General features: G+C 62.8%; 24 protein-coding genes. 19 read left to right on the top strand and 5 right to left on the bottom strand.

Annotated features, from left to right (window positions below):
* Positions 1–1,760 (top strand): hypothetical protein (locus tag M3B90_RS06950; protein ID WP_259889310.1); only part of this gene is annotated, 1,760 nt, incomplete at its 5' end.
* Positions 1,761–2,122: 362 nt separating this feature from the next.
* Entirely contained in the window at positions 2,123–3,673 is a 1,551-nt protein-coding gene (gene miaB, locus M3B90_RS06955; RefSeq protein ID WP_259889312.1) for a tRNA (N6-isopentenyl adenosine(37)-C2)-methylthiotransferase MiaB, read from the top strand.
* 28 nt (positions 3,674–3,701) lie between these two features.
* Here miaB and M3B90_RS06960 read toward each other — a convergent pair whose 3' ends face one another.
* A complete protein-coding gene (locus M3B90_RS06960) occupies positions 3,702–4,172 on the bottom strand; it encodes a YbjN domain-containing protein (protein ID WP_259889315.1) in 471 nt (156 codons plus the stop codon).
* A gap of 113 nt (positions 4,173–4,285) precedes the next feature.
* Between M3B90_RS06960 and miaA the strand changes: the two genes are divergently transcribed.
* Positions 4,286–5,278, top strand: coding sequence for a tRNA (adenosine(37)-N6)-dimethylallyltransferase MiaA (miaA, locus tag M3B90_RS06965; RefSeq protein WP_259889319.1), 993 nt, complete (start codon positions 4,286–4,288; stop codon positions 5,276–5,278).
* 24 nt (positions 5,279–5,302) lie between these two features.
* Positions 5,303–6,187, top strand: coding sequence for a diaminopimelate epimerase (dapF, locus tag M3B90_RS06970; RefSeq protein WP_259889322.1), 885 nt, complete (start codon positions 5,303–5,305; stop codon positions 6,185–6,187).
* A 44-nt stretch (positions 6,188–6,231) separates the two neighbouring features.
* Here the strand turns inward: dapF and M3B90_RS06975 are convergent, their stop codons facing one another.
* The gene (locus M3B90_RS06975; RefSeq protein WP_259889325.1) at positions 6,232–6,861 is read right to left on the bottom strand and encodes a class I SAM-dependent methyltransferase; all 630 of its coding nucleotides are present in this window, start codon (positions 6,859–6,861) and stop codon (positions 6,232–6,234) included.
* A gap of 219 nt (positions 6,862–7,080) precedes the next feature.
* Between M3B90_RS06975 and hflX the strand changes: the two genes are divergently transcribed.
* Both hflX and M3B90_RS06985 read left to right on the top strand, forming a co-directional pair.
* Positions 7,081–8,505: a GTPase HflX gene (hflX, locus tag M3B90_RS06980; protein WP_259889422.1), complete on the top strand. Its 1,425-nt coding sequence runs from the start codon at positions 7,081–7,083 to the stop codon at positions 8,503–8,505.
* Positions 8,502–10,523 carry an ATP-dependent DNA helicase gene (locus M3B90_RS06985; RefSeq protein ID WP_259889328.1) on the top strand — a complete coding sequence of 674 codons (2,022 nt, stop codon included), beginning with the start codon at positions 8,502–8,504 and terminating at the stop codon, positions 10,521–10,523. Before hflX ends, M3B90_RS06985 begins: the two co-directional genes overlap by 4 nt.
* Positions 10,524–10,542: 19 nt before the next feature.
* Here the strand turns inward: M3B90_RS06985 and lexA are convergent, their stop codons facing one another.
* Positions 10,543–11,211, bottom strand: a complete 669-nt coding sequence (lexA, locus tag M3B90_RS06990; RefSeq protein WP_259889329.1) for a transcriptional repressor LexA — start codon at positions 11,209–11,211, stop codon at positions 10,543–10,545.
* 177 nt (positions 11,212–11,388) lie between these two features.
* Between lexA and M3B90_RS06995 the strand changes: the two genes are divergently transcribed.
* Both M3B90_RS06995 and nrdR read left to right on the top strand, forming a co-directional pair.
* A complete protein-coding gene (locus M3B90_RS06995; RefSeq protein WP_259889330.1) occupies positions 11,389–11,736 on the top strand; it encodes a hypothetical protein in 348 nt (115 codons plus the stop codon).
* Positions 11,737–11,784: 48 nt separating this feature from the next.
* Positions 11,785–12,249 carry a transcriptional regulator NrdR gene (gene nrdR, locus M3B90_RS07000; RefSeq protein ID WP_259889331.1) on the top strand — a complete coding sequence of 155 codons (465 nt, stop codon included), beginning with the start codon at positions 11,785–11,787 and terminating at the stop codon, positions 12,247–12,249.
* A gap of 153 nt (positions 12,250–12,402) precedes the next feature.
* Here the strand turns inward: nrdR and M3B90_RS07005 are convergent, their stop codons facing one another.
* On the bottom strand, positions 12,403–14,643 hold the full coding sequence (locus M3B90_RS07005; RefSeq protein WP_259889334.1) for a DNA helicase: 2,241 nt from the start codon (positions 14,641–14,643) through the stop codon (positions 12,403–12,405).
* Positions 14,644–14,882: 239 nt separating this feature from the next.
* Here M3B90_RS07005 and M3B90_RS07010 point away from each other — a divergent pair, with 239 nt between their 5' ends.
* Positions 14,883–15,089, top strand: a complete 207-nt coding sequence (locus M3B90_RS07010; protein ID WP_259889335.1) for a cold-shock protein — start codon at positions 14,883–14,885, stop codon at positions 15,087–15,089.
* A gap of 50 nt (positions 15,090–15,139) precedes the next feature.
* Here M3B90_RS07010 and M3B90_RS07015 read toward each other — a convergent pair whose 3' ends face one another.
* Positions 15,140–15,988, bottom strand: a complete 849-nt coding sequence (locus M3B90_RS07015; protein WP_259889336.1) for a spermidine synthase — start codon at positions 15,986–15,988, stop codon at positions 15,140–15,142.
* Positions 15,989–16,051: 63 nt separating this feature from the next.
* Here M3B90_RS07015 and M3B90_RS07020 point away from each other — a divergent pair, with 63 nt between their 5' ends.
* From M3B90_RS07020 to mraY, 10 genes are all read left to right on the top strand, one after another.
* Entirely contained in the window at positions 16,052–16,507 is a 456-nt protein-coding gene (locus M3B90_RS07020) for a hypothetical protein (RefSeq protein ID WP_259889338.1), read from the top strand.
* Positions 16,508–16,546: 39 nt separating this feature from the next.
* Entirely contained in the window at positions 16,547–17,770 is a 1,224-nt protein-coding gene (gene dinB / locus M3B90_RS07025) for a DNA polymerase IV (protein ID WP_259889339.1), read from the top strand.
* Positions 17,771–17,909: 139 nt separating this feature from the next.
* Complete coding sequence (locus M3B90_RS07030; RefSeq protein ID WP_259889343.1) at positions 17,910–18,323, top strand: DUF3040 domain-containing protein; 414 nt, start codon at positions 17,910–17,912, stop codon at positions 18,321–18,323.
* 581 nt (positions 18,324–18,904) lie between these two features.
* Positions 18,905–19,336: a division/cell wall cluster transcriptional repressor MraZ gene (gene mraZ, locus M3B90_RS07035; RefSeq protein ID WP_065248803.1), complete on the top strand. Its 432-nt coding sequence runs from the start codon at positions 18,905–18,907 to the stop codon at positions 19,334–19,336.
* Positions 19,337–19,495: 159 nt separating this feature from the next.
* The gene (gene rsmH / locus M3B90_RS07040) at positions 19,496–20,467 is read left to right on the top strand and encodes a 16S rRNA (cytosine(1402)-N(4))-methyltransferase RsmH (RefSeq protein ID WP_259889425.1); all 972 of its coding nucleotides are present in this window, start codon (positions 19,496–19,498) and stop codon (positions 20,465–20,467) included.
* A gap of 2 nt (positions 20,468–20,469) precedes the next feature.
* Entirely contained in the window at positions 20,470–20,955 is a 486-nt protein-coding gene (locus M3B90_RS07045; protein ID WP_259889344.1) for a septum formation initiator family protein, read from the top strand.
* 2 nt (positions 20,956–20,957) lie between these two features.
* Positions 20,958–22,790, top strand: coding sequence for a penicillin-binding protein 2 (locus M3B90_RS07050; RefSeq protein ID WP_259889345.1), 1,833 nt, complete (start codon positions 20,958–20,960; stop codon positions 22,788–22,790).
* Positions 22,791–22,795: 5 nt separating this feature from the next.
* Positions 22,796–24,376 (top strand): UDP-N-acetylmuramoyl-L-alanyl-D-glutamate--2,6-diaminopimelate ligase, encoded by a 1,581-nt coding sequence (locus tag M3B90_RS07055; protein WP_259889346.1) that lies wholly within the window; start codon positions 22,796–22,798, stop codon positions 24,374–24,376.
* Complete coding sequence (gene murF, locus M3B90_RS07060) at positions 24,369–25,817, top strand: UDP-N-acetylmuramoyl-tripeptide--D-alanyl-D-alanine ligase (protein WP_259889349.1); 1,449 nt, start codon at positions 24,369–24,371, stop codon at positions 25,815–25,817. The genes M3B90_RS07055 and murF overlap by 8 nt, the downstream gene beginning before the upstream one ends.
* Positions 25,814–26,896: a phospho-N-acetylmuramoyl-pentapeptide-transferase gene (gene mraY / locus M3B90_RS07065; protein ID WP_259889350.1), complete on the top strand. Its 1,083-nt coding sequence runs from the start codon at positions 25,814–25,816 to the stop codon at positions 26,894–26,896. Before murF ends, mraY begins: the two co-directional genes overlap by 4 nt.
* The last annotated feature ends 15 nt before the right edge of the window (positions 26,897–26,911 follow it).

The following is a 26,911-nucleotide window of genomic DNA, read 5'->3' on the forward strand; positions in this document are numbered from 1 at the left end:
CACCGGCGGTACCCCAGGGCTTCGCGATTGATGCTGTGAGTGTTGATGATGCCTCTGTTGAGCGTGCCGAGAATGGTTCGTTCACTGTGACGGATGGCGTGGAGCTTGCTCCTGGTGAGTCGAAGAGCTTCACGGTTGTGATCTCGGGTTCGTTCGATCCTGCGAAGGTTGTGGAGTCTGAGGTCTCAGCGTGCGCCGGTGAGGGTGCTGTTGAGGGTGCTCATGGTTTCGTCAACGAGGTCACGATGAACGGTGATAGTGATGGCGATGGCAACAACACTGCGTGTACCACGGTTGAGGATGATCCGAAGTTTGCGGTGAAGAAGGAAGCCTCCGGTGAGGTGACTGCCGTGAATGGCAAGTGGTCGTCTTCTTACACGGTGACGGTGTCGAATACCGGTGTGCTTTCGGGTACGTCGCAAACGGTGACGGACACGCCTGCGCTGCCGAAGGGCTTCACGGTCTCCAACGCGGCTGTTGAGGGTAAGGATGTTGCTCTTAGGGATGGCGTGTTCACTGTGACCGATGGCGTGGAGCTTGCTCCTGGTGAGTCGAAGACGTTCACGGTTGTGATCTCGGGTTCGTTCGATCCGAGCCTGGTTGTGGAGTCTGAGGTTTCTGAGTGCGCCGGTGAGGGTGCTTCTGAGGGTGCTCATGGTTTCGTCAACGAGGTCGCGATGGATGGTGATTCTGACGGTGCCGAGAACAACACTGCGTGTGCCACGGTTGAGGATGATCCGAAGTTTGCGGTGAAGAAGGAGCCTGGTGAGGCAAGCGCTGATCAGGGTTCATGGTCCTCGACCTACACGGTGACGGTGTCGAACACTGGCGTGCTGAAGGGTATGTCGCAGCTGGTGACGGATATGCCTTCTGCGCCGAAGGGCTTCGAGATCCAGAAGGCCACTGTTGAAGGCACGGAGGTTGTGCTCAAGGACGGTGCCTTCACTGTGACGGATGGCGTGGAGCTTGCTCCGGGTGAGTCGAAGTCGTTCGCGGTTGTGGTGTCTGGTTCGTATGAGCCGGCTGGGGCTGATTGGGCTTCTGCCGCGAAGTGTGCTGGTGAGGGTGAGGACTCGACCGGCGGTGGTTTCGTCAATCAGGTCACGATGAACGGTGATAGTGACGGCGATGTGAATAACACTGCGTGTAATGCGGTGGTGAAGGATCCGTTGTTTGCGGTGAAGAAGGAGCCTGGTGAGGCGAGCGCCGAGAACGGAACATGGTCGTCGACGTACAGGGTGACGGTGTCGAACACTGGTGAGGTGAAGGGCACCTCGCAAGCGGTGACGGATACGCCTCGTGTTCCTGCTGGTTTCACGGTGACGAGCGCGATGGTTGATGGCAAGAAGGTTGCCCTCACAGATGGCGCGTTCACGGTGACGGACGGCGTGGAGCTTGCCTTTGGTGGTTCGAAGTCGTTCGAGGTTGTGGTCTCAGGCTCGTACGACGCGAAGGCTGATTGGGCTGCGGCCGCGGCGTGTGACACGAACAGTGGCACGGCGTCGACGGGTGGTTTGTTCAACGAAGTGTCGATGCCAGGCGATAGCGATGGCGAGGGCAATAACTCGGCGTGTAATGCGGTAGATAAGCCCGATACGCCTGCCGCGCCTGCAAAGCCGGCGAAGCCGGTGAAGCCGCAGTCTGGTTTGCCTTTGCCGCGTACTGGTGCCCCGATTGGGTTGAGTGCTGCAGCCGGCCTCTTCACGATTGTTGCGGGGTGCACGATCCTGGTAGCGGGCCGCCGCAACAGGCGATCCTAAGGCGGGCCGGTGGTCCTAGGTGATGGCCTAGGGCGAGGCTGATCCCAAGGACGTGCCCTAAGAGCACGCACGAGGGGTGGTGTTTACAGTCGACTACGACTGCAAACACCACCCCCCATCTTTTTCCCCGTAGCGAAGCACGCACAAGCCAGAGACCTCTCGCGTGAGGCGTTTGGTACGTTGGACAGCCAGGGAATGAAAGGCGGGTTCGACGAACCGCGTATGTGAGAAAGAGACGATCTGGATGCGGAGCTCATGGATGAAAGGCGGGTTCGACGTACCGCGTATGTGACCTGATGCGGCAGGAGTCACCCGGTCCTGATCGTGCCCGTAAGGGAGCTGCTACGTATCCTAGGAAGACCATGAGCGAACTAGCGATCCTCAACGAGAATGACGCCCCGGCGCGCGGCACCTACCAGGTACGCACGTTTGGTTGCCAGATGAACGTCCACGACTCCGAGCGCCTCACGGGCCTCCTCGAGCAGGCGGGATACACCCCAGCCGCCGAGGGTGCTGACCCGCTGAACGGCGATGTCGATGTCATCGTCTTCAACACGTGCGCCGTGCGCGAAAACGCCGACAACCGCCTTTACGGCAACCTCGGCCAGTTGCGCCCCGCAAAAGACGCGAACCCAAACCTTCAGATCGCCGTGGGCGGCTGCCTCGCGCAAAAAGACCGCTCGACGATCACCGATCGCGCGCCATGGGTGGACGTCGTGTTCGGCACCCACAACATTGGCTCGCTCCCCGTGCTCCTCGATCGCGCACGCGTCCAAAAAGAAGCACAGGTCGAAATTCTCGAGTCACTCGAGGTATTCCCCTCCACTCTTCCCACGAAGCGCGAAAGCGCGTATGCAGGGTGGGTATCGATTTCTGTGGGCTGCAACAACACGTGCACGTTCTGCATCGTTCCCTCTTTGAGAGGAAAGGAAAAGGATCGCCGCCCCGGCGAGATTCTCGCCGAAGTCAAGGAGCTCGTAAACCAGGGAGCTCTTGAAGTGACCCTGCTTGGGCAGAACGTCAACTCGTACGGGGTTGAGTTCGGCGACCGCGGGGCATTCGCGAAGCTTTTGCGCGCGTGCGGTGACATCGAAGGCCTCGAGCGTGTGCGATTCACCTCGCCGCACCCAGCGATGTTTACCGACGACGTGATCGAGGCGATGGCGGAAACCCCGAACGTCATGCCGCAGCTGCACATGCCGCTGCAATCCGGGAGCGATGCCGTGCTCAAGGCGATGCGGCGCTCCTACCGCTCGAAGAAGTTCCTCGGAATCCTTGAGAAGGTCCGCGAGAAGATCCCGCACGCCGCGATCACGACCGACATTATCGTGGGCTTCCCCGGTGAAACCGAGGAAGACTTCCAAAAAACCCTCGATGTCGTCGAAGCCTCGCGCTTCTCAAGCGCCTTCATGTTCCAGTACTCGCCGCGCCCCGGAACCCCCGCGGCGGAGATGGAAGAGCAGATTCCGAAGGAAGTCGTCCAGGAGCGGTTCGAGCGCCTCGTGGCACTACAGGATCGCATCGCCGCCGAAGAAAACGCGAAAAAGGTTGGAGCCGAGGTGAGCGTGCTCATCGCCGAAGGCGAAGGTGACCGCGACGCCGAGACCCACCGTATTTCGGGCAGAGCTGAAGACGGTCGCCTCGTGCACGTCGCCCTCCCCGCGGGATACCCGGCGGATGAGCGGCCACGCCCCGGCGACGTCGTGCGTGCGCGCGTGACCAAGGCCGCGCCTTTCTACCTCATCGCTGACTCGGGCGCCGAGGGCGGCGAATTTGAGGTGCGTCGCACTCGCGCGGGCGATGCGTGGGAGCGCCGAGAACATGGCGAGGACGAGCCGGATGCCTGTGGCACCGGCGGTTCGGGCGGCCCCGTGAGCCTCGGCCTTCCGAGCCTCAGGCGCCCCGGCAGTTAAAGGGCCCAGCGAGAATGTCGCGCCTCGCTCAGGCTTCGGCCTCGTCGTGGTCGCTCACATGCGCGGCGAGATTCGAGAAGAACGCGACCGTCGTCGAGAGCGCGCACGTGATCGCGCGGTCGATCGCCTCATCGCTCACGCCGTAGAAATAGTCGAAAACGAGCTCGCCGTACACGCCAAGGGCCGTGTCATTTTCGCGGCGCACGTACGCCTTTGGCCACATTCGCTCCATGTTCCAGTGGTTGCACAGCCGCGTAGCCTCGAGCTTCTGCTGAGCAGCGAGAAGCTCATTCCACCGACCGCGGATCACGAGGATGTGCGAGTGCTCGCCCGCGACAGCGAACGTGAAAGGATAGTGATCGAAGCGTGCGCGCAGCACGTTCGGCGTGTCGTCATCTTCGACGAAGGCATAGCCAAGCCGCTCGAGAGAATCCTCGAGGCGCTCGATGGTGAATTTTTCGCCGGCGGGTGCGGCATCGTGCGAGGGGCCGTTCGACATCGGCTGCCTTTCTACGGTGTCCGGCCCGGGGCCGGTAAACGACGGGTCGCAACTACGCTACCGATTTTCGGCGCACCACGCGAAACATCGGGACACGATCGAAAGGAGGGCGCGTGCCACACTCCGCCCAGAGCTGTAAACCACACGCTGATCCAGGCGAGCAGGCACTGCCTCTCGTGGTGATTGCGGGGGCGACGGCGACAGGTAAAAGCGCCCTCGCGATCGACACCGCCGAGCGGATCGGCGGCGAAGTGATCAACGCCGATGCCCTCCAGTTCTACCGCGGCATGGACGTGGGGACGGCGAAGGTCACGCGCCGAGAGCGCCGCGGAATTCCGCACCACCTCCTCGACATCCTCGACGTCACCGAAGAGGCAAGCGTCGCGACGTTTCAACGGGAGGCGAGACGTCTTGCGGATGAGATCCGCGAAAGGGGCAAACTTCCCGTCGTCGTCGGTGGCTCGGGGCTCTACGTGCGGGCCTTTACCGACGTGATGGCCTTTCCACCGTCGGATCCCGCCGTGCGCACGGAGATCGAAGCTCACGTGCGGGAGGTGGGGACGGGTGCCGCCCACGCCGAGCTTGCCAAGGCCGATCCCGCCGCAGCGAAGAAGATCGCCCCGCGTGATGAACGCAGGATCGTCCGCGCGCTCGAGGTGCACCGCCTGACCGGGAAGCCATTTTCGGCGTTTTTGCCGACCTACACGTTTCACGATCCCGCGATCGCGTACGTGGCCGTGAGCCTCGAACGGGAGAGGCTCCACGAACGCGTCGAAGCGCGCGTGCACCGCATGATCGAGGAGGGTTTTCGCGAGGAGGTGGAGGAGCTGCTGGACATCGGCATCGAACGCGGCGTGACGGCGCGCCAGGCGATTGGATACGCCCAAATGATCGCCCACGTGCGCGGGAAAATGAGTCTCGACGAAGCCATCGATTCGACGATCACCAACACGCGGCGCCTCGTGCGCAAGCAGGACACGTGGTTCCGCCGCGATACGCGCCTTACGTGGGTGCCGGGGGAGGATTCCGACGCTGCCCTCGCAATGATTGAGCGCGAGATTGCGCACGCAGCTGAGAGCAGCTCGCGGCTGAAGCATGAAGAATGACCTCGCCGTGCCTATGATCGGGCCATGGACTCTGCACCCTCACGTCCCGAAGCTCGCAAAGCCCTCAGCTACGCGAGTGCAACCAAGAATGACTTCGTGATGATCGATGACCCGGCGGGCCGCGGCGAACTAAACGTCGCACGGGTGCGCGAACTCGCTGGTCCCGCGGGAACCGACGGCGTCATTCGCGCGATCCGAACTCGATGCCTTGGAGATCCTTCGAGTAAAAACCTCGAGAACCCGCCCACATGGTTCATGGATTACCGCAACGCCGATGGAACGATCGCGCAGATGTGCGGCAACGGTGTTCGCGCCTACGCTGCTTTCCTCGTCGACCGCGGTTACGTCGAAGAGAGGGTCTTCGACGTGATGACCCGTGCGGGCGTGCGCACGGTCGAGGTTCTCGAGGAGGGCCCTCAGTGGCGAGTGCGTGTGGGCATGGGACCCGTCACGGTCGAGGAGACGAAGCGCATCGTGCGCATCGGCGATCAGCTTGTCGAGGGAACGGACGTGAACGTCGGCAACCCCCACACGGTTGTTGAGTTGCCCGAGGCCCTCGCGCTTGAGGATCTTGACCTCAGCGAGCGCCCCGATCTCGACCCCGACCCCGAACACGGTACGAATATCGAGTTCGTTGAGACGCGCGGAGAACGGCACGTTGCCATGCGAGTTTTCGAACGAGGTGTGGGGGAGACCCTCTCGTGTGGAACGGGGGCGACGGCCGTTGCCGCCGCGCTTGCGGCGGCGCGCAACGACGACACGCGCGAGCCGTGGCGCGTCGACGTGCGTGGCGGGCGCCTTGAGATCGGTTGGGATGCTTACGGTGACATGACACTTACGGGTCCCGCCGAGCTCGGCGAACTTAAAGCAGGCAGCCCCGCGAACACGCGCGGAAAGTCGGAAGGCTAGGCAGCCGTCGGAATTCCGACGCTACCCGTGCCTTTCGAACGACCTTAGCTTTCCGAACGCTCCGGGCCCACGCCGAGCAAGCGGAATCCCTTCGAGGAATGAACCTTCTCGACCCGGCGCGCGGGGAACTGCCTGGCCATCCAGGTTGCGAGAGAGTCGGCGCCGAGGTTCTTGCCGACGACCATCGCCGCGCTTCCCGTGCCGTGAAGCTGCCCGATCCACCGTGCGAGAAGGGCATGAAGCTCGCTCTTGCCGATGCGGATCGGCGGATTCGACCAGAGCGCGTCGAAGCGTGCGCTCTCGGGGATGTCTTCGGGGGCGGCGACCGTGACATTCGTGAGGCCGAGCCGCGCGGCATTCTCGCGCGTGACGGTTCGCGCATGCGGATTGATGTCGATAGCTGTGACGCGGCACTCGGGTTGTTCGAGCGCGAGGCTCAAGGCGATGGGCCCCCAGCCGCATCCGATATCGAGCACGTCGCTGCCAGGTGCGATCGGCGCAAAGAGATCCGCGTGCGCGAGGAGAATCGCCGTAGCCTTATCGAGCCCATCGAAGCTGAAGAGCCCTTTCGCGGTCACGAGGTTACGCTCGGCGCCCGCGAGGTGGACACGGAGTTCTCGGCGCTCGAGGTCGCTTCCGGGCCTGGGGGAGAAGTAGTGGGCGTCGCTTGTCACAGTGAGGAGTGTAGTGGCGCAGCACGCGAAAAGCTCCCCTCCGAGGGATGGACGTGACACACTTATACGCATGCCTCACGTGAGGCCCCACCGAGAGAACCCGGAGTAAAGACGCACTTGACGCCCTTCATTCCCGATCCCGAATTCGAGACCACCGACATAGCGCCGCAAGATGCCGACCACGATGGCGCGGAGAGCGGCCCGCGCGAAGCCTCGATCATGCAGCGCGTGCTCTCGCGGGGCGACGCGTCGATCTCAGCGACCACGTATGAAAGCGACGCCGACGGAGACCAGCTCGATCTGGCCGAACGTCACTCGCTTCGCCGAGTCGACCAGCTGCGCACCGACCTTGAAGACGTCACCGAAGTCGAATATCGCGAGCTCCGCCTCGAAAACGTGGTACTTGCGGGGTTATTTACGACCGGCAACGTCGAAGACGCCGAGAACTCCATGCGCGAACTTGCCGCCCTCGCGGAGACGGCTGGTTCTCGCGTGCTCGATGGCGTTATGCAGCGCCGCGCGCACCCCGACCCCGCGACATTCCTTGGTTCCGGTAAGGCGAAAGAGCTCGCCGAAATCGTCGCCGACCTTCACGCCGACACCGTGATCTGCGACGGTCAGCTCGCCCCCTCGCAGCGTCGAGCGCTTGAAGACATCATCAAGGTCAAGGTCATCGATCGCACGGCGCTCATCCTCGACATCTTTGCGCAGCACGCGAAGTCCCGCGAGGGTAAGGCCCAGGTTGAACTCGCGCAGCTCGAATACCTTCTTCCTCGCCTTCGCGGTTGGGGCGAATCGATGTCCCGGCAGGCGGGCGGACGCGTCGCGGGCGGCGCAGGAATCGGCTCACGCGGCCCCGGCGAAACAAAGATCGAACTTGATCGCCGCCGCATTCGCACACGCATGGCGAAACTTAGGCGCGATATCAAGGCGATGGAACCCTCGCGCGAAGCAAAACGCGCCGACCGCAAGCGCAACAACATCCCCTCCGTCGCGATCGCCGGATACACGAACGCCGGGAAGTCTTCCCTTCTCAATCGCCTCACGGGAGCCGGGGTGCTCGTGGAGAACGCCCTGTTCGCGACACTCGACCCGACCGTGCGCCGGTCGGTAACGCCCGACGGTCGCGAGTTTACCTTCGCGGATACCGTCGGATTCGTGCGCTCCCTTCCCACCGAGCTTGTGGAGGCCTTCCGTTCCACGCTCGAAGAGGTGTCCGGGGCGGACCTACTCCTGCACGTTGTCGACGCCTCCCACCCCGATCCCGAAGGGCAGATTCGCGCCGTGAGGGCCGTGCTCTCCGACATCGAGGGGTTCGACGTGCCCGAAATCGTCGCCCTCAACAAGGCCGATCTCGCGAGCCCGGAGACTCTCGCGCGGCTCCGCTCGCAAGTGGAGCACTCGGCCGTTGTTTCCGCACGTACGGGCGAGGGGATCGAGGAGCTTCGCGAGCTGATCGCCGACATGCTTCCGCGTCCTGCGGTCGAAATCGACATCGTCGTGCCCTACACGCGAGGTGACCTTGTGTCGCGCGTGCACACTCAAGGTGAACTCGTGCGCGAGGAGTTTCTCGCCGAGGGGACGCGCCTTGTCGCACGGGTCGACGAATCCCTCGCCTCCGACCTCGCTGCGGCGCGTCAGTGAACGCTTCCGACACGGGTCTCGAGAACCTGCTCACCTCGGCTGTTGCTGCGGTTGGCGGGGCCGATAGACCGGGGCAGCGTGCCATGGCAAGCGCGATTGAGCGCAGCATCGATCTTCGCCGCCACCTCATTGCTCAGGCTGGCACAGGAACGGGCAAGTCTCTCGCGTATCTCGTGCCAGCGCTTAAGCGCGCGGTCGAGAGGGAGACACCAGTCGTCATCACAACCGCGACGCTCGCCCTGCAAAGCCAAATCGTGGAGAAGGATCTCCCTCGGATCGTTGAGGCGCTCGGAACCGAACTCGGGCGGGTGCCGAGCTACAGCCTCCTCAAAGGGCGGGGGAACTACGTGTGCCTCCATAAGCTCGAAGGTGGCTATCCCGATGACCTCGATCCCGGCGCGCTCTTCGCGGAAGCCTCCGTGACGGGCGTGAAGAACGACTCCGAGCGCCTCGGAGCCCAAGTCCAGAGGCTCCGCGAATGGGCGCAGGTCACCGACACCGGCGATCGCGACGAGCTCGACACTCCTGTCTCTGATCGCGCTTGGCGGCAGGTCTCCGTCACCGGGTCCCAGTGCATTGGCACCTCGTGTCCGTTCCACGACGAATGCTTTGCGGAGCGCAATCGGGCGCTCGCGCGCGAGGCAGACCTGGTGGTCACGAACCACGCCCTCTACGCGATTGACGCGTTCGACGGGCACGGGATCATCCCCGAACACGACGTCGTGATCGTTGATGAAGCCCATGAGTTCGTGGACCGCGTGACCTCGTCGGTTACGCAATCGCTTCACCAGGGCGCGATTCGCGGGGCCGTGCGTGAACTTCGCGGGCTCGGGATTACAGCTCTCGATCTCGATGATGCGGGGGCTGCCCTCGAAGAGGCGCTCGCGCCTCTTCCCGATGTACGCGTGAGGGGTGAGCTCGAACCGCGCTTGCGTGACACGCTCACGAGCATCCGTTCTGAGGCGGAATCCGCGCGCGACGAGGCAAAGAACGCGGGCGACACTTCCGACACGTCGACGATGGGGGCCCGCACGTCGGTTCGCGCGAAACTCGCCGAAATCATTAATGTGTGCGACCGCTTCCTCGCACCGCACGAAGACGACGTCATCTATCTCAACCGCAGTGAAGCACTCGGCCGCACCTTTATCGACGTCGCTCCTTTGAGCGTCGCGGGCCTCGTGAAGAACCGCATCCTCGACGAGCGCACCGCGATCTTTACCTCGGCAACGCTGGCCTTCAACGGGCGATTCGAGAGCGCTGCCTTCTCGTTCGGGCTCCGGGGCGAAAAACGGGCAGAGCTCGACAGTGACGTCGGCGCGAGCAGCGGGGAGGGACCTCGCGAGTGGTGGTCGGCGCTCGATGTTGGATCCCCCTTTGCCTATGCGCGTCAGGGGATTCTTTACGTCGCGTCTCACTTGCCGGCGCCGGGCCGCGACGGCACCTCGAGTGCGATGCTCGAGCACATTGTTGAACTCATCGAGGCCTCCGGAGGCGGGGCGCTCGGGCTCTTTTCGTCCCGTCGCGCAGCTGAGGAGGCTGCGGAGCATGTCCGACGGATGACGGGCCGCACGGTGCTCCTCCAGGGTGAAGATTCGAACGCGGCGCTCGCGGGAAGGTTTCGGGACAACCGCGACGCGTGCCTCTTCGGAACGCGCACGTTCTGGCAGGGCATTGATGTTGCGGGGGAGGCGTGCCGCCTAGTGCTCATTGACCGAATCCCGTTCCCGCGGCCGGATGACCCGCTTGCCTCGGCGCGTCAGGAGCGGCACGAGCGACTTGGGCACAATGGTTTCTACGAAGTCGCCGTCAGAGCTGCGGCGCTCAGCATGGCGCAGGGCGCGGGGCGCCTCATTCGCACGGAAACCGATCGCGGTATGGTCGCGGTGCTCGATTCACGGCTCGCAACGAAATCCTACGGGTCGGTGATTCGTCAAGCGATTCCACCGCTATGGCCAACCCGTGATCCGGAGGCGGCCCTTGCCGCGCTCACGCGGTTGCGCTCCGAGCTCGCCGAGTAGCGATGCTTGCGATCGGTGCCTAGACGGCGCGGAGAACGGCGACGACCTTGCCGAGAATTTCGGCCTCGTCGCCGAGGATCGGTGTGAAGGCGGGGTTGTGGGGCATAAGCCACACGTGGCCATCGCTGCGCGCGAAAGTTTTCACCGTTGCTTCGCCATCAATCATGGCGGCCACAATCTCACCTTTTTCAGCCACCTTTTGCTGGCGGACGACGACCCAGTCCCCATCGCAAATAGCGGCGTCGATCATCGAATCTCCCTGGACCTTGAGGAGGAAAAGTTCGCCGTCGCCCACGAGCTGGGAAGGCAGCGCGAAGACGTCTTCGACCTGTTCCTCGGCCGTAATGGGAATTCCCGCCGCGATCGTACCTACGAGCGGAACGTTGACCGCGGGCGAGCCGGGCGCCTCGAAGTCGCTCGGGAGCGGATCGCCCTCATCGTCCATGTCCACGAGCCAAAGCGTGCGCGGGCGCTTCGGATCCTTGCGGATATAACCCTTGCGTTCGAGCTCGGAGAGCTGGTGCGAGACCGAGGACGGTGACTGGAGGCCGACAGCTTCTCCAATTTCGCGCATCGTGGGCGCATAACCATTCGCGCGGATCGAGCGTTCGATCGTGTCGAGGATGCGCTTTTGACGTTCGGTGAGCGCCGGGGCACTGGCTGACGCGCCGGGTCCTGAGGTGGCCATGTGCCGATCCTTTCGGTGGGCGAGTTTAAATGTCTCACCCCCGTTGTTGAGTGGAGGCGTACCTCAAAGGTACCGGAACAGAACGCTTGTTCCAAACGTGTGTTCGAAAGTGTCTTGACTTTTTCGAACGCGTGATCGTACGCTCGTCATGTAGTCAATCGAACAAGGATTCTAAAAATGAGCACTTCCACTTGTAGCGCCCAATCGGTTCGAAAAAATGTTCGCCTCCGCCTTACTCGGCGCGGCCGCCTTGTTGTGGCATCGCTTATTGCCGTCGCTCTCGCTTTGATCATCGTCGTCGCCGGCGTCGTGTTGCTCTCGCCCTCGGCGGTTGCGGGCGCCGATGGCGCGGTCGCCTACACCACGGTCCGCGTTGAAGAGGGGCAGAGCCTCTGGAGCATCGTGTCGAACAACGCGCCTGCAGGCACCGACGTTCGTGACTACCTCATGCTTGTTCAGGACGTCAACGACCTCGAGGGGTCTGTTGTTCATCCGGGCCAGGAGCTTGCTCTTCCGAAGCTCTAGCCCCAGTCCCGTGGCGGATGCTGGCGTGTGCCCTGGTAGAATCGCGGGGTGCATTGCCCATTTTGCAGGAATGAAGATTCGCGCGTCGTGGACTCGCGAACCGCTGACGACGGCATGACGATCCGCCGCCGCCGGCAATGCCCTGCGTGCAATAAGCGTTTCTCCACCACGGAGTCGGCCTCCCTTGCGGTCCACAAGCGCTCGGGCGTGAGCGAGCCTTTTTCCCGCTCGAAAGTCATTTCAGGTGTGCGCAAGGCTTGTCAGGGCAGGCCCGTCACCGACGATCAACTCGCTGTACTCGCCCAGCGAGTCGAGGAGGCGATCCGCCTCAAGGGCGTATCTGAGGTCGATGCCCATGATGTGGGCCTCGCGATTCTTCAACCGCTCAAGGAACTGGACCTCGTGGCCTATCTGCGTTTCGCGAGCGTCTACCGCGGCTTTGACTGCCTTGACGACTTTGAGTCGGCCATTCAGGAGCTCCGTGCGGAGAGCGAAGAGCCATCATCACGCTGAACGTGCATTTTCGGCGCCCGAGATTTCTGTGAAAAGTGGTCGGAGTCGCCCTGAAAACCCTGTATGATTTTCTTGGCCGATGGTCGCGGAGGGGAAGCCGCGGCCATCGGTTCACTTATACGCGTCTGTTTTGCTGTTTCGCGGCGGAGCCTGCTACGCCCGAAGCCCGATGGGCAAATCTCCCGTAAAGACCACGCTGAGCGCCTGGGTTGGGCGGGTAAGTGCCACGTAGAGGTCATTGGCGCCGCGCGCGTGACTTTCAAGAATGTCACGGGGCTGCACGATCACGACCGCATCAAATTCGAGGCCCTTGGCATCCGTCGGAGTCATGATCGACACTTCCCGAGCAACACCCACGGAACCGCGCCCCACGGATGACTCGCCAAACACTGCAGAGGCGCCCGCCAACACTGCGTCAAGGTGCGCCTCGAGGCAGAGGATCGCAACGCGGCCACGTGTGAGGTCGGCGAGGGAGCGGGCCTCGGCGATCGTCTTCTCTACGAGGTGATCGGCGGAGCTCTCAACAAAGCGGACGTCGTGTTCCCCCTCGCGCACGCTCTTCACCTCTGTCACGCTTAGCCCGTGGGCCGCAGCGAGCGAGGATGCATGGCGCATGATTCGAGAGGGAGTGCGGTAATTGACCGTGAGCTCCTCGATGCTCGCGCGGTCGTCGATGAAGGGCGAAAGCGCGGCGTCCCACGAATCCGCCCCCGAGATCGAGGATGTCTGCGCGACGTCGCCCACGATCGTGAACGATTTCGTGGGATTCCTGCGCATAAGCGCGCGCCACATCATGGGAGAGAGCTCCTGCGCTTCATCGACGACGACGTGACCGTAGGTCCACGTGCGGTCCGCCGCGGCCCGCTCGGCGAGAGAGCGGCCATCGCGGCGCGCCCCGACCTGGGCGGCGAGCTCGGCAGCACTCACGATTCCCTCGGAATCGATCATGCTCAAGACCTTTTCGGCGTACTCGAGGTTTGAGCGTTCCGCCGCTCGGGCTTTCTTCTGCTCTCGTTGAGCGGCAGTGTCGTCATCGCCGAGGAGCTCGGCGATCTCGTCGAGAAGGGCGACATCTTCGATGGTCCACTCGGCGTCCTTCGCGCGATGAAGAAGTTTCGCTTCGCGTGCACTCACGTGGTCGCCTGCGGCGTGAACGAGCCTCTCTTTACTCGCAAAAAATGACCGGGCAAAAGATTGCGGGGTGTAGGGCAGCCAGCATCGGTTAAGGGCGACCTTGACGTCGTGGCTTGTGCGCAAGTCGTGGATGAGGTCGGCGCGGTCCTCTTCAGCCCACGCTCGCTCGAGGCGCGTGAGCTCGGCGGTATAGGCCTCGACGAGGCGCTCGAGGGCAGCGCGCACGAACGTTGTCCGCGCGAGGTTGTGTGGCCTTCCGGTTGCCCTGGCTTCGGCGCGGGCGGCACGGACGTCCTCGGGGGTGAGCGTGATGTGCACGCCGTCGATATTGAGATCGATGGGAGCCTTGGGAACTTGCTGGCGGGCCTTGACCGCGCGTCGCAGCACCTTGGCCATCGCGAGCGAGCCCTTCACGCGAGCGACGTCCTCGCGATCGTGGCTCTCGGCACGCACGCCCGGAACCAGTTCGCCCGGCGTGAGCGTCACTACCCCCGTTTCGCCGAGGCTCGGCAGCACGCGCTCGATGTAGCGGAGGAATCCGCGAGTGGGAGCGACGATGAGCACACCAGAGTGTTCGAGCCTCTTGCGGTGCGTGTAGAGCTGGTAGGCGGCGCGGTGGAGAGCAACTGCAGTTTTACCGGTACCGGGGCCGCCCTGCACGACGAGAGCCCCGCGCGTCTCGTGGCGGATGATGCGATCCTGTTCGGCCTGAATTGTGGCGACGATGTCGCCCATGCGCCCCGTGCGCTTCGCGGAAACCGCGGCGAGGAGCGCGCCTTCGCCCTGAAGGCTCGAGTGGTGCTCGTCGGAATCGAGCAGTGAACCGTCGAGAACATCATCTTCGATATCCACGACGGTACGCCCCGAGGTGACGAGGTGGCGCCGGAGGCGCACCCCGCCCGGGCACTTGGGGGTCGCCTGGTAGAAGGCGGCCGCGGCGGGAGCGCGCCAATCGACGAGAAGCTGGGTGCCCTCAGCGGTGAAAACGCCGATGCGGCCGATGTAGTGGCGGGTGGCGTCGGACCTATCCAGCCGACCAAAAATGGCATTCGACGAGACGGATCTGAGCAGTCCAATGCGATCCTCATAGAAGGTCGCGAAAGAGTCGCGCTCGCTGCGGTTTTGGTGGGTGCTCGCTGTTTGAGCGCCGATCACGCCCGAAAGCTGTGTTTCGAGGCGGGCAATTTGTTCGTCGATGCGTGCGTAGACTCGATCGGCGTAGCGCTGTTCGAGGGCGATTTGCTCGTCAGAGGAGGCCACGTGGGGTCCTTCCAGGATGGGACATGATCCGCTTGTGCGCTCCGCGTGAAGAGCATAAGCGACATTCCATTATGGTCGCTTTCCATGAGCGTTCCAACCCGGGTTTGACTGCTCCTTCGCGAGAGCGATTGTGCTCGACACGCTGTGTGGAAACTGGGGGCGTGTGCGCGCGACGTGGAATGATGGCGTGTGCGCGTGTTTACGCGCACATTGGTACGAGAAGTAAGGGGAGTCCACGCATGGCACAGGGCTCAGTTAAATGGTTCAACGCCGAAAAGGGTTTCGGCTTTATCGAGGTTGATGGTGGCGGCGCCGACGTGTTCGTCCACCACACGAGCATCGAGATGGATGGCTTCCGCACGCTCGACGAGGGCCAGCGCGTTGAGTTCGAGGTCGTCGACGGCGACAAGGGTCCGCAGGCCGCGCACGTGCGTTCGCTCGCGTAAATTCGCCTCACGAGGCTTTTGTTCCGCACCTTTTGGGTGCGGAACTTTTTTTAATGTCCGACGGTTGCTGCGCCAGCACCGCTGCCGAGTTCGACGATGCTTCCACCGCTTGCGAGCCTATCGACGGTCTTCTCATCCAGCGTGCGCACCGTGACGGCGTCGGTACGGATCGCGCGGCGCGCGGCGTCGCTCAGTCCTCCGGGCGTGTAGATCGCGATGCAGTTGGAGCGGCGGCGCTTCTTGAGGGCACTCGGTTCGGCGATGAGCTCGATGTCGCCGAAAGCCTCGCGAAGCGTGATGATTTCGTCGGCGAGCTCCCTCTGATCCCGGTCCATGGCGATGTTCGCGAGAAACATGCCGTCCTCCTTAAGGATGCGCCGCTGCTCGCGCGCTGCTTCGAGGCTGCGCATGGGAAGGGGCGTTCGGGAATTGGAAAAGACGTCGCGGATCACGATGTCGAAACGTGCCGTGCGTAGCGTGGGGAGAACCGTGAAGGCATCGCCCTCGCGGATAGCGACGCGGGGTGCGGCGGGAAGGTCGACCCATTCTCTTACGAGGCTGATGAGCTTCGCGTCGAGCTCGACCACGGAATTGCGTGAGGTGGGGAAGTGGTGGGCGAGTGCGCGGGGGAGCGAGGCGGCGCCGCCACCAAGGTGGGCGATGTTCAGTGCACTTTCGCGTGGGTAGGTCGCCGTGATGACCGAGGCGATCCACCTCATGTACTCAAATACGAGGTGTTCGGGATCGGGGTGAATGTGAGAGCTCTCCATGCCGTCGATGATCACGGTGTAGGAACCGTCCGTTTCAGGTTCGAGGCGCACTACTCCGTGGCTCGTTTCGATGTCTTCGAAGAAGGGCAGGTGGAGAGGGAGTCGGTTCGATCGACGGTTGCGTGCCATGGCTCGAGTTTAAATGTCTCACCCCTTTCCTATCGTCGTGGGTGTCGAGAAAGGGGAAGCGCAATGACATCGACACCACAACTCACATTGACATCCGCGGCGCCTTCGGCGCTCAGGGAAATTCGGCAGCTTAACGCGGATCTGGATCGGCTCGAGGATCTCGAAGTCGTGATCCGCGGGAGTCTTGGAGAAGGGGACATGTGTGCGGCCGAGCGCTTTGAGCATGTTCACCGCGCGGCGCTCAAGGTTGCTGGGCTCGCGATTGAGCGCGCGAACGCGCAAAGGAAGCGCAAGCTTCCGCTGAACGTGTGGAAGGCGCTTGAACGCATGGGAGGAAAACATCGCGAACGTGCACGCGAGGCGGCGCGGTTCGTGGAGCTCCGCCGCGCCGCGGGAAACTACTGGGAACCAACGGGCGCGATCGGTGAGCGCGACGTCCTCGAGCACGCCGAGCACACGCTCGCCTATCTCCACGAGGTGAAGGAGGAGCTTCTCGGTCTCGAAGCCCTCGCCGCCTGAGTGCATAGGATTACTGTTCGAGCGTGAGGAGGTGAGAGTGTGCCCGTAGAGCCGTGGCCGCGTGCCATTGCCCATGTCGATATGGATGCGTTCTTTGCCTCCGTCGAGGTGCGCGATGATCCACGCCTTCGGGGCAGGCCCCTGGCTGTAGGAGGAGACGGCCCTCGGGGAGTCGTCGCAACGGCGAGCTACGAGGCCCGCCGGTACGGCGTGCACTCCGCGATGCCCATGTCTCGCGCGCGCACGCTTTGTCCAGACCTCATCGTTCTGCCCGGCCGCCACGCGCACTACCGCGAGGTATCGGCACAAATCATGGCGGTGCTCGATCGCTTCACGCCGCTACGCGAGGCCGTGAGCGTTGATGAAGCCTACCTCGACATCTCTGGCGTGCAGCGGCTCCTTGGCCCTCCTGAAACGATTGCGAGGGGCATCCGCCAGGCTGTGTGGGATGAAGTGCGCCTGACCTGTTCCGTCGGCGTTGGTATATCGAAGTCAGTCGCGAAGATTGCCTCGTCGCGGGCGAAGCCTCACGGAATTGACGTGGTCGAGCCCGAACGCACGGCCGCGTTTCTCGCGCCGCTTCCGCTTTCGGCAATCGGGGGCGTGGGCCCCGTCGCGCAGAAGAAATTTAAGAACCTGGGCGTTGCAACCGTCGGCGAACTTGCCTCGCTTCCACCTAGTGTCGTGCACAGAGCCGTTGGCTCAGGTGCCCCCGCGTTGCTCGCGCTCGCGCGCGGAGAGGATTCTCGCCCCGTCGGCGGGAGTGCGAAGGATAAGAGCATCGGCAAGGAGCGCACGTTCTCGACCGATATCGCCGATGTGGAGCGACTTCGCTCGATCGCGACGAGCATGGCTGACGAAGTGTCATATCGCTTGCGTGCTCGCGGGCTCGCCGCGAAAAGCGTATCGATTAAGGTACGCCGGCCCGACTGGTCGACCCTGACGCGCACGGGCAGCTTCCCCGCTCCGGTGCAGGAGAGTGAGGAGTTTCGCGAGCGCGCCCTCGTCGTATGCGAGCGAGCGCTTGCCGAAGTGGGGGCGGTGCGCTTGCTCGGGGTGCGCGCCGAGCACCTCGTGCCCGCTTCGAGCGTGCACGCGCAAGGCGACCTCGAGGGGCGTTCTGTGACGTGGGGCGAAGTAGATCGCGCAATGGATCGAGCCCGCGACCGCTTTGGGGTGGGGGCTCTCGCCCGCGCTTCGGGCCTCGAAAAACGCGATCTCGAGGCGAAGGACGGCACCGATTCGGGTAGCGAGGGCGTTTGAAGTGGCGTGCTGCGGCTTCACTGCGGTTTCGAAAAACTCAGGTTTGCTGCCTACACTGACATCACGACGATTCGCCGAGAAGTGCCCTCATCCTCGCGGTGTCGTAGGGCCCGCTGTATCTCGGTGTAAGGAGGCACCAATGCCACTCTCCGAAAAAGAGCAGAGGATCCTCGACGAGCTTGAAAAGCAGCTCTCGAGCGATGATCCCACGCTCGCGCATCAGTTCGGTGAGCCCGAAAACGCGTCGTCTTTCAATACCCGTCGCATCGCCCTCGGGGGCGGTGTGATCATTGCGGGCCTCGCGCTCCTCATTTTCGCGGTGTCGCTTCCCGCGGTGTGGCTCGGTGTTCTCGCCTTCATCGTGATGGTTGGCGGCGCATTTGTGTGTCTTTCTTCCCAGCCGCCGAAGGAGATTCCCCTCGACGATCCGCGCCGCATGCACCCCTCCTTCACCCCCGGCGCATCGGGGCGGGGCGCTAAGGGGTCGAAAGAGAAGTCGAGCTTCATGAAGAAGCTTGAGCAACGTTGGGATGAGCGCGGGCGCGAGCGCTAGAACCGCCACGAGCCTTCATTGCCCCGCATATCTTCTTTGCCCGTGCACAAAACTGACGCGTTGGGACTCCATTTCGAGCGCGCCCGTGCGCTTTTCTGCAGCCTGACTTAGGCGCCCCATTCTCCTCCACTCACCCGAGCAATTCCAAGCACTCCACTGTGCTCCACCTCCCTCGCCGGGGTTCAGGTACTCCGCGGGCAGCCGTACACCCTACTCTCCTCCACCACCTCCACTTTGCTCCACCTCTTCGCCTCGCTTCGGATCTTGCGGTCGGTGTGCGGGGCGATACTTTTCCCAAAAAATCGCTTTGACCTGAGCTTTTGCTAGTCATTGTGCTTCCCCTTCGCGAGTTGATGCATGCCTCTTTTCGGTAAGGGTGTCCCTGGGAAATCCCTCCATTTAGCCCCTTTACGGGGATTGTGCGGCGAATCTCCTCCACTTGCCTCCACCTCGCTAGCCTGCGTTTTTATATCGATTTCGTGACAAAGTGGGGGATGGGGTGTTGTGTGTGGTGGGAAGTGGGGTAAAGTGGAGGCGCAAGGAGAGGTTCGCCCGGATCGAGACGGGGAATGGAGGTGCCCATGTTCCTTGGCACCTTCACGCCCAAGCTCGACGACAAGGGTCGACTCATCTTTCCGGCAAAGTTTCGCGACCAGCTCGCGGCAGGGCTCGTGATGACCCGAGGTCAGGAACACTGCGTGACGGTGTACCCGATGCGGGAATTCGAGAACCTCCATGAGCAGTTGCGGCAAGCGCCCGTGACGAGCAAGGACGCGCGCGATTACCTCCGCGTGCTTCTCTCGGGAGCGGAGGACGTTGTGCCGGATAAGCAGGGTCGCGTGACCATTCCTTCGCACCTTCGCTCGTACGCGGGGCTCGATCGCGAATGCACGGTTATTGGTGCCGGCAACCGCATCGAAATCTGGTCGAGTGAGGCGTGGGAGACATATCTGGGAGAGACCGAGGAGGCCTTCGCTCAAACGGCAACCGAGATCGTTCCAGGTCTGTTCTAGACGACGTGCCGCGAGGCATCTCTTCGCTTGCGCCCCGACGCATCTTCCCCGGTGGCGGGACGCAAGCGAGGAGATGTCTGACGGTGTGACGTCACCCGCGATTCGACCAGGAAACCGGCGCCACAAGGGCGAAACGAGCAGAGCGCAAAGGGAGGCATGATGGACGCATCCCAGCTTCACGCACCCGTGATGCGCGATGAGTGCCTCGAGCTCCTGCGCCCCGCACTCGAGCATGAGGATTCCACCTACGTCGACTGCACCCTCGGCATGGCTGGGCACGCGTGTGCCGTGCTCGCGGCGTTTCCCAAAGCGCATCTCGTGGGCATTGACCGCGACCGTGCGGCACTCGAGCTCGCGCGCGAACGATTGATGCGGGAGGGCTTCGAGGGGCGCTTCACACTCGTGCATACCACGTACGACCAGATCGAAGGTGCACTAGCGCAAGCACGTCGGGGGAAGGCCGACGGCATCCTCATGGACCTCGGCCTCTCCAGTTTTCAGATCGATACTCGTGAGCGCGGGTTCGCCTACAGTGCTGACGCCCCGCTGGACATGCGCATGAATCCCGACGGCGACTCGCTCACTGCTGCGGACATCCTCAACACGTGGAGTGAACAGGACATCGCGAACATCCTCTACCGCTATGGCGAGGAGAAATTCTCGAGACGCATCGCGCGCACGATCGTGAGCGAGCGAGCGTCGGACCCCTTCGAACGTTCCCCTCAGCTCGTGAGTGCAATCGAACGGTCTTTGCCCGCGAAGTCCCGCCACTCGGGTGGCCACCCGGCCAAACGAACGTTCCAGGCGCTCCGAATCGCCGTGAACGAAGAACTCGACATTCTGCGCAGCGCACTGGACAACGCTCTTGAGGCTCTCACCCCCGGCGGCCGACTCGTGATCGAGTCATACCACTCGCTCGAAGACCGCATGGTCAAGGAAGCCTTCGTTGAGGCGAGCTCGTCGAAAGCTCCCGAAGGGCTTCCCGTAGACCTCGCTCAGTTTGCCCCTGATTTTTCGCTCGTGAAGCGAGGAGCCTTCAAGGCTTCCGCCCGCGAGCAAGAGACAAACCCGCGTTCAGCGAGCGTGCGCTTGCGCGCGATTGAACGCACGACACCACCGGAGATTTCGTAGCCATGGCACAGCTCGCAGCCTTCCCCGCCTCTCGCAGGCGTGCCAGTACCGCCCCCGCGCACGCGCGTTCGGCGAATCTCGCGCTCGTGGCGCGCCCAAACATCCAACGCAGCTCGATCCCGTTCACGGTTCTGTGCACGCTCGTGCTGCTCGGTGCCGTTGTTGCGACCCTCTTGTTGAATATTTCGATGACGAACATGAGCTATGAGGTGACGAAGCTTCAGCGGGAGTCGCGAGAGCTGAGCGAACAGGCCCAGTTGCTCGAGGAAAAGACAGATCTTCTCGGCACGCCCCAGGAACTTGAGCGACAAGCGCGGGAGCTTGGGATGGTGCCCGCCGGCAAGGTCGCCTACATTGATCTCGCAAACGGAAAAATTATCGGGGAGCCCGCCGCTGCGACGCAGGGGCAGACAGCCCTCGTCCCAATCGTTTCGAAAGCGCCCAAGAATCTTTACGATTACGGCATGGGCAATGAGAGGGCGCGCTAGACGTGCCGGAGCCACATACGCCGCGAAATTCTCGCAGCCGCCCGCCGCGCACCGTGCGTGACGGGCGTTCTCACGCGCCCCTACCCGGCACGAAGAAGCAGTCTCGAAACGGCTACGAGCCATTTCGGCGCCACCGCGTGATCGTCGCGCTCATGCTCATTGCTGCCCTCGCGATCAGCGGGCGCCTCGTGTGGATCCAGGGTCTCAATTCAGCCGAGCTCGCTGCGGAAGCGCGAGCGAATCGCTTGCACACAGAACGAGTGCCCGCGCTGCGCGGTGACATTCTCGACTCGGACGGTCAAGTACTCGCGACGAGCACCGAACGCTACCGGATCATCGCCGACCAGCGACAGATGCCGAACTATCGGGAGAAATCTCAAGGCGCGGAGGTTAAGGGCGTCAAGGCCGTCGCGATGGAGCTTTCGCCTCTGCTGTCCATGAGTGTTGACGAGCTCGAGCAAAAACTCACCGGAAAGTCTGGCTACACGGTCGTCGCGAAGGATGTGAGCCCCGAGGTCGAGGCCGCGGTCAAGCAACTCCGCATCGGCGGCGTTACCTCCGAGCGGGTCTCCGAGCGTCTCTACCCGGCCGGTGAGGTTGCGGGCAACATCGTCGGCTTCACGGGAGGCGACGGTACGGCACTCGCGGGTGCCGAGCTTTCGTTTGATAAGGACCTGCGCGGAATCGATGGTGAGCGCCAGTACGAGCGGGGCGCTGGTGGCCAATTGATCCCCTCGGCGCACGTGAGCGAGAAGGAAGCGGTGGATGGTGAAAGCATTGAGCTGACGATTGACCGCGACCTTCAATATCGCGCCCAGGAAATCCTCGCGCAGCGGGTGAACGACTTCGGTGGCAGCGGCGGCTCAGCCGTGGTGATCGACCCGAAAACGGGCCACGTACTCGCCCTTGCCGACTACCCTACTTACGATCCGAACGATCCGGGTGCTGCCGATGCCCAGTACCGAGGAAACCAGTCAATCTCGAATGTTTTTGAGCCGGGCTCGACAGGCAAGCTTTTCACCGTGGCTTCGGTGATTAACGAGGGTAAAGCCAAGGTCGACGATAAGTTCACGATTCCGTATCGCAAAGAGTTCGGTGGAGAGAGCATCAAAGACTCGCACGAGCACCCAGTTCTCCACTACACGCTCGCAGGCGTGCTCAAGCACAGCTCAAACGTGGGAACAGTCGAGGTCTCGCGGCGAATTTCAAATGAGAAGCGTGAGGAATACCTGCGGGGGTTTGGTTTCGGAGCGAAAACGAATATCAACCTCCCGGGCGAGTCCGCGGGCATCCTGCACGCGGCGAAGGACTGGCGCGGGCGCACGCAGTACGCCGTAGCCTTCGGTCAGGGCTACGCAGTTACGCCGCTTCAGGTCACCTCGGCCGTGGGAACGTTTGGCAATGATGGCGTGCACATCGAGCCTCGAATTGTGAAGGGGCGCGTGTCGAAGGACGGGTCATTCACACCCGAACCGAAAGGGAATCACACGCGAGTGATTTCGAGCGAGACCGCCGCGACAATGCGCGACCTCATGGATAACGACGTGGACGATGACGGAAAGGCCGCGGGCAGTGTCGAAGGCTACCCGGTGGGCGGAAAGTCGGGCACGGCCCAGGTTCCCGGGGGAACCTACACGTCCTCGTTTATTTCGATGGCACCGATGAATGATCCGCAACTCGTCGTAGGAGTCTTCGTGTACGGAGTGAGGGGCTTCAAATCGGGCTCAGTCGTGGCGGGCCCCGCTGTTTCGGAGCTTCTTGGCTATGCACTTCAACGGCGCGGCATTGCTCCCTCGGGTACGCCGGGCACCCAACTTGACAATGAATGGAAGTGAAAGTCGTGAGTGATCGCACCGAACTCATGCTGGGAGACCTTGCCCGGCGACTCGTGGGCGCCCCGGGAGCGGCTGGCCTCGAGGTGCGAGGAGAAAGCGTGCCGATCTCGACTGTCACGATCGACTCCCGCAAAGCGGGTGAAAAAACGCTTTTTGTCGCGGTGCAGGGGGAAAATGCCCACGGCGCGAGCTACGCTTCCGCAACCCTAGAGCAGGGATGCACCGCGATTCTCACGGACGAGGCTGGTGCAGCGATCCTGAGATCCGCGCATCCGGCAGCGCAATACTCCACTCTCGTGTGCGAAGATCCACGCGCGCTCGCGGGCTTCGCCGCGAACCTTGTCTACGAAGAACCGTCGCGCGAAATCCCACTCGTGGGCGTGACAGGCACCAACGGTAAAACCTCCGTGACAACGATGTGCGCGCGTACTCTTCAAGCACTCGGCGAAAGCACAGGGATCGTCGGCACCAATGGCACCTTCCTTGCCTGGGCGGGCGGGCGCGAAGAAAAGATCCCAACGGAGCGTACGACCCCCGAAGCGACTGACGTGCACGCGCTCTTGCGCCACATGGTGGAGGAGGGCATGACGTCCGCCGCACTCGAGGTTTCGAGCCACGCCATGGTGCTGCACAGGGTCGCGGGCGTGACCTTCGACATCGCGGTCTTCACGAATCTCAGCCAGGATCACCTCGATTTCCACAAGGATATGGAGGACTACTTCGAGGCGAAGGCTTCCCTTTTCACTCCCGAGCATGCGAAACGAGGCATCGTGTGCGTTGACGATGAGTGGGGTCGCCGACTTGCGAAACTTGCCACCATTCCGGTCACCACATACTCAGTGCACGGCCACGATGCCGATTTCATGGTGGAGGAAATCACGCGGGGAGAATACGGAACGATGTTCGCGGTGCAACCGTCGGAAGGCGCCTCCTTCACGCTCGAAAGCGCGCTCCCCGGCACCCACTATGTCGCCAACACCCTCGCGGTCGCGCTCGTGTTGCGTGCACTCGGCTTCGAGGGCGGGAAGGTCCGTAAAGCCCTCGCGGCCGCGGGCACAGTTCCTGGCCGAATGGAAAGGGTGGGGGAGTCCGACGCTTGCCCACGCGTCGTTGTGGACTATTCCCACACCCCCGACGCGCTCGAACAGGCCCTCGAGACCCTTCGTACCCTCGAGAACGTGAGGCAGATCGTGACGGTTTTCGGCGCGGGCGGGCACCGGGATGCACTCAAGCGTCCGATTATGGGGGAAGTTGCCGCTCGGCTTTCGGATCGCGTGATTGTCACGGACGACAACCCACGCGATGAGGATCCCGACTCGATTAGAAGCGACGTACTCGCGGGAATACCCGAAGGTTCTCGCGTGAAAGTCGAAAATGTTGGAGACCGTGCGGCGGCAATCGCGCGGGCAATCGGCGAAGCAGTAGCCGACGACGTCGTGCTTATCGCAGGCAAAGGCGCTGAAACCGGGCAGGTGCTCGCGGATCGAACGGTCGAGTTCGACGACCGCGTGCACGCGAGGGCCGCATTGCAGGCCTGGGCGAAGGCGCACGGTGTCGAGATGGCGAAGGAGGAGCGCAATGCGTAAGACGACGACGGGTGCGATCGCACGCCTTCTCGGTGGCCGTCTCGTGGGCACTACGACGGGCGAGGAGCACGTGCACGGTAAGGCAAGCGTCGACTCGCGTGCCATTGGCGCCGGTGATCTGTTTGTGGCGTTCGAGGGAGAGCACGTTGACGGCCACGACTTCATAGAAGCCGCAGCTAAGGCTGGCGCTGCCGCGGCGCTCGTGACAAGAGAGGATCGCGAACTTGCACTGCCAGCGATCCAGGTTGAAGACCCACTCGCTGCGATCGAAACTCTCGCGCGTCACGAACTCGCGGATGCGCGTGCAAGTGTGAACCCACCAACCGTGATTGCGCTGACGGGCTCGAACGGGAAAACGAGTACGAAGGACCTGCTGCACGCGATTCTCGCCCCCGTCGGTGAAACAATCGCGCCCGTGGGAAGCCGCAACAATGAGCTGGGCCTGCCACTCACCGTGCTCGAACTCACCGAAACGACGCGCTTTCTCGTTCTCGAGATGGGAGCGAGGGGTATCGGGCATATTCGCCACCTGACAAACATCGCGCGCCCAGACATCTCCCTCGTACTCAATGTTGGCTCGGCTCACCTGGGCGAGTTCGGTGGAGTCGAGAACATCGCTCTGGCCAAAGGCGAACTCGTCGAGGCGCTCGACGAGAACGGGGTAGCGGTTCTCAATGCCGATGACGCGCGAGTGGCAGCGATGGCGAGCCGTACCGGCGCTCACGCTGCGTTCTTTTCCCGTATGGACGACTCTGCTGAGGCATACGCGAGTGATGTGCGCCTCGACGCTTTGGCGCGCGCGAGCTTTACGCTTCACATGGGCGCCCACGCGGCTCCCATCGCGCTCACGCTCACGGGCGAGCATCACGTCAGCAACGCCCTTGCGGCAGCCGCAGCTGCGTCGGCGGCAGGGTTGAGTTTTGACGCCATCGTTTCGGGCCTCAATGCGGCGGAACAGCGATCCCCCGGGCGAATGCAGGTGAGCGAGTTGCCTGGCGGGGTGACACTCATCAACGATGCCTACAACGCAAACCCCGACTCGATGCGCGCGGGTCTTTCGGCGCTCGCGATCCTCGGGAAGGAGCGCTACACGGTCGCGGTCCTGGGCGAAATGCTCGAACTCGGTGACGGCAGCGCCGAGGCGCATCGCAGCATGGGGCAATTTGCGGCTGAGAACGGCATCGACGTGGTCGTCGCGATCGGTGAGGAGGCCCGCGGCATTTACGAAGGTGTGACCGAAACCCGTGGCGATGGTGACGGAGCCGTGTATGTCGAAAGCCTCGACGACGCCCCCGCTGTGCTAGAAACAGTCAGGAGGCCCAAGAGCACATTTTTGCTCAAGTCATCCAACGGCGCGGGCCTTTCGAAGCTCGGCGAATCCCTCGTCCATGCGTGGGGCGCCGAGCCCACGATGGCGGAGAACGCAGGAGAGAAAGCATGATCGGAATTTTGGTCGCCGGGGCTATAGCCGCGGTATTTTCGTTCTCTCTCACTCCGCTATACATTCGCTTTCTCGTCAAGAAGCAGTACGGCCAATTCGTGCGAGACGACGGCCCTACGACGCATGCGACGAAGCGCGGGACGCCCACGATGGGCGGCGTCATGATGATCCTCGCGACTCTCATCGGGTACGCGGTCGGCCACCTGAGTATCCTTCGCGCGCCCTCGGCTTCGGGTTTGCTCGCGCTGCTGCTCATGGTGGGCCTCGGCGTCCTCGGGTTTATGGACGATTACGCGAAAATCGCGAAGAAACAGTCCCTCGGCCTTTCACCGCGCGCGAAGCTCGTGGGGCAGGGGCTCATCGGAACGGTCTTTGCTGTACTCGCGCTGCAGTTCCCCGACCGGTGGGGGCACACGCCCGCATCGATGCACATCTCCTTTGTTCGGGATATTCCCTGGCTCAATCTCGCCTTCGCCGGCACGGCCCTCGGCATCGTTCTGTTTGCGGTCTGGGCGAACTTCCTCGTCGCGGCGTGGTCGAACGGCGTGAACCTCACCGATGGTCTCGACGGTCTCGCCTCGGGCGCGACGATTCTTTTTGCGGGAGCCTACGTCCTCATCTCGTTTTGGCAGTGGCGCCAGCAGTGCGGCATTGAAGAGTTGCGCTCGTGCTATGCCGCGCGAGATCCCCTCGATCTCGCCATTGTCGCCGCCGCGGTTCTTGGCGCGTGCGTCGGCTTCCTCTGGTGGAACACGTCCCCTGCGCGCATCTTTATGGGCGACACGGGCTCGCTCGCCCTCGGTGGCGTGCTCGCGGCCCTCACGATCCTCTCGCGCACCCAACTCGTGGGCGGCATCATCGGCGGCCTTTTCGTGATCATCTCGCTTTCGGTGATCATTCAGGTCACGAGCTTCAAGCTCACACGCAAGCGCGTGTTCCGTATGGCGCCCCTCCAGCATCACTTCGAGCTCAAGGGATGGAACGAGGTGACGATCGTTGTGCGCTTCTGGATCATCGCGGGCGTTTTCGCAGCATTCGGCCTCGGTCTGTTCTACCTCGACGCATTACGTTTCATCTAAACCATTCGTTCCCAA

Source organism: Dermabacter sp. p3-SID358, from assembly GCF_025147465.1.
Taxonomy (GTDB): Bacteria; Actinomycetota; Actinomycetes; order Actinomycetales; family Dermabacteraceae; genus Dermabacter.

Bases quoted from the DNA above. Each gene is read 5' to 3' on its own strand.
- M3B90_RS06960 (WP_259889315.1), bottom strand. From the start codon at position 4,172: ATGTCGAACGGCCCCTCGCACGATGCCGCACCCGCCGGCGAAAAATTC.
- miaB (WP_259889312.1), top strand. From the start codon at position 2,123: ATGAGCGAACTAGCGATCCTCAACGAGAATGACGCCCCGGCGCGCGGC.
- M3B90_RS06995 (WP_259889330.1), top strand. From the start codon at position 11,389: ATGAGCACTTCCACTTGTAGCGCCCAATCGGTTCGAAAAAATGTTCGC.
- M3B90_RS07030 (WP_259889343.1), top strand. From the start codon at position 17,910: ATGCCACTCTCCGAAAAAGAGCAGAGGATCCTCGACGAGCTTGAAAAG.
- M3B90_RS07010 (WP_259889335.1), top strand. From the start codon at position 14,883: ATGGCACAGGGCTCAGTTAAATGGTTCAACGCCGAAAAGGGTTTCGGC.
- M3B90_RS07045 (WP_259889344.1), top strand. From the start codon at position 20,470: ATGGCACAGCTCGCAGCCTTCCCCGCCTCTCGCAGGCGTGCCAGTACC.
- rsmH (WP_259889425.1), top strand. From the start codon at position 19,496: ATGGACGCATCCCAGCTTCACGCACCCGTGATGCGCGATGAGTGCCTC.
- murF (WP_259889349.1), top strand. From the start codon at position 24,369: ATGCGTAAGACGACGACGGGTGCGATCGCACGCCTTCTCGGTGGCCGT.
- M3B90_RS07015 (WP_259889336.1), bottom strand. From the start codon at position 15,988: ATGGCACGCAACCGTCGATCGAACCGACTCCCTCTCCACCTGCCCTTC.
- dapF (WP_259889322.1), top strand. From the start codon at position 5,303: ATGGACTCTGCACCCTCACGTCCCGAAGCTCGCAAAGCCCTCAGCTAC.
- mraZ (WP_065248803.1), top strand. From the start codon at position 18,905: ATGTTCCTTGGCACCTTCACGCCCAAGCTCGACGACAAGGGTCGACTC.
- hflX (WP_259889422.1), top strand. From the start codon at position 7,081: ATGCAGCGCGTGCTCTCGCGGGGCGACGCGTCGATCTCAGCGACCACG.
- M3B90_RS07020 (WP_259889338.1), top strand. From the start codon at position 16,052: ATGACATCGACACCACAACTCACATTGACATCCGCGGCGCCTTCGGCG.
- lexA (WP_259889329.1), bottom strand. From the start codon at position 11,211: ATGGCCACCTCAGGACCCGGCGCGTCAGCCAGTGCCCCGGCGCTCACC.
- mraY (WP_259889350.1), top strand. From the start codon at position 25,814: ATGATCGGAATTTTGGTCGCCGGGGCTATAGCCGCGGTATTTTCGTTC.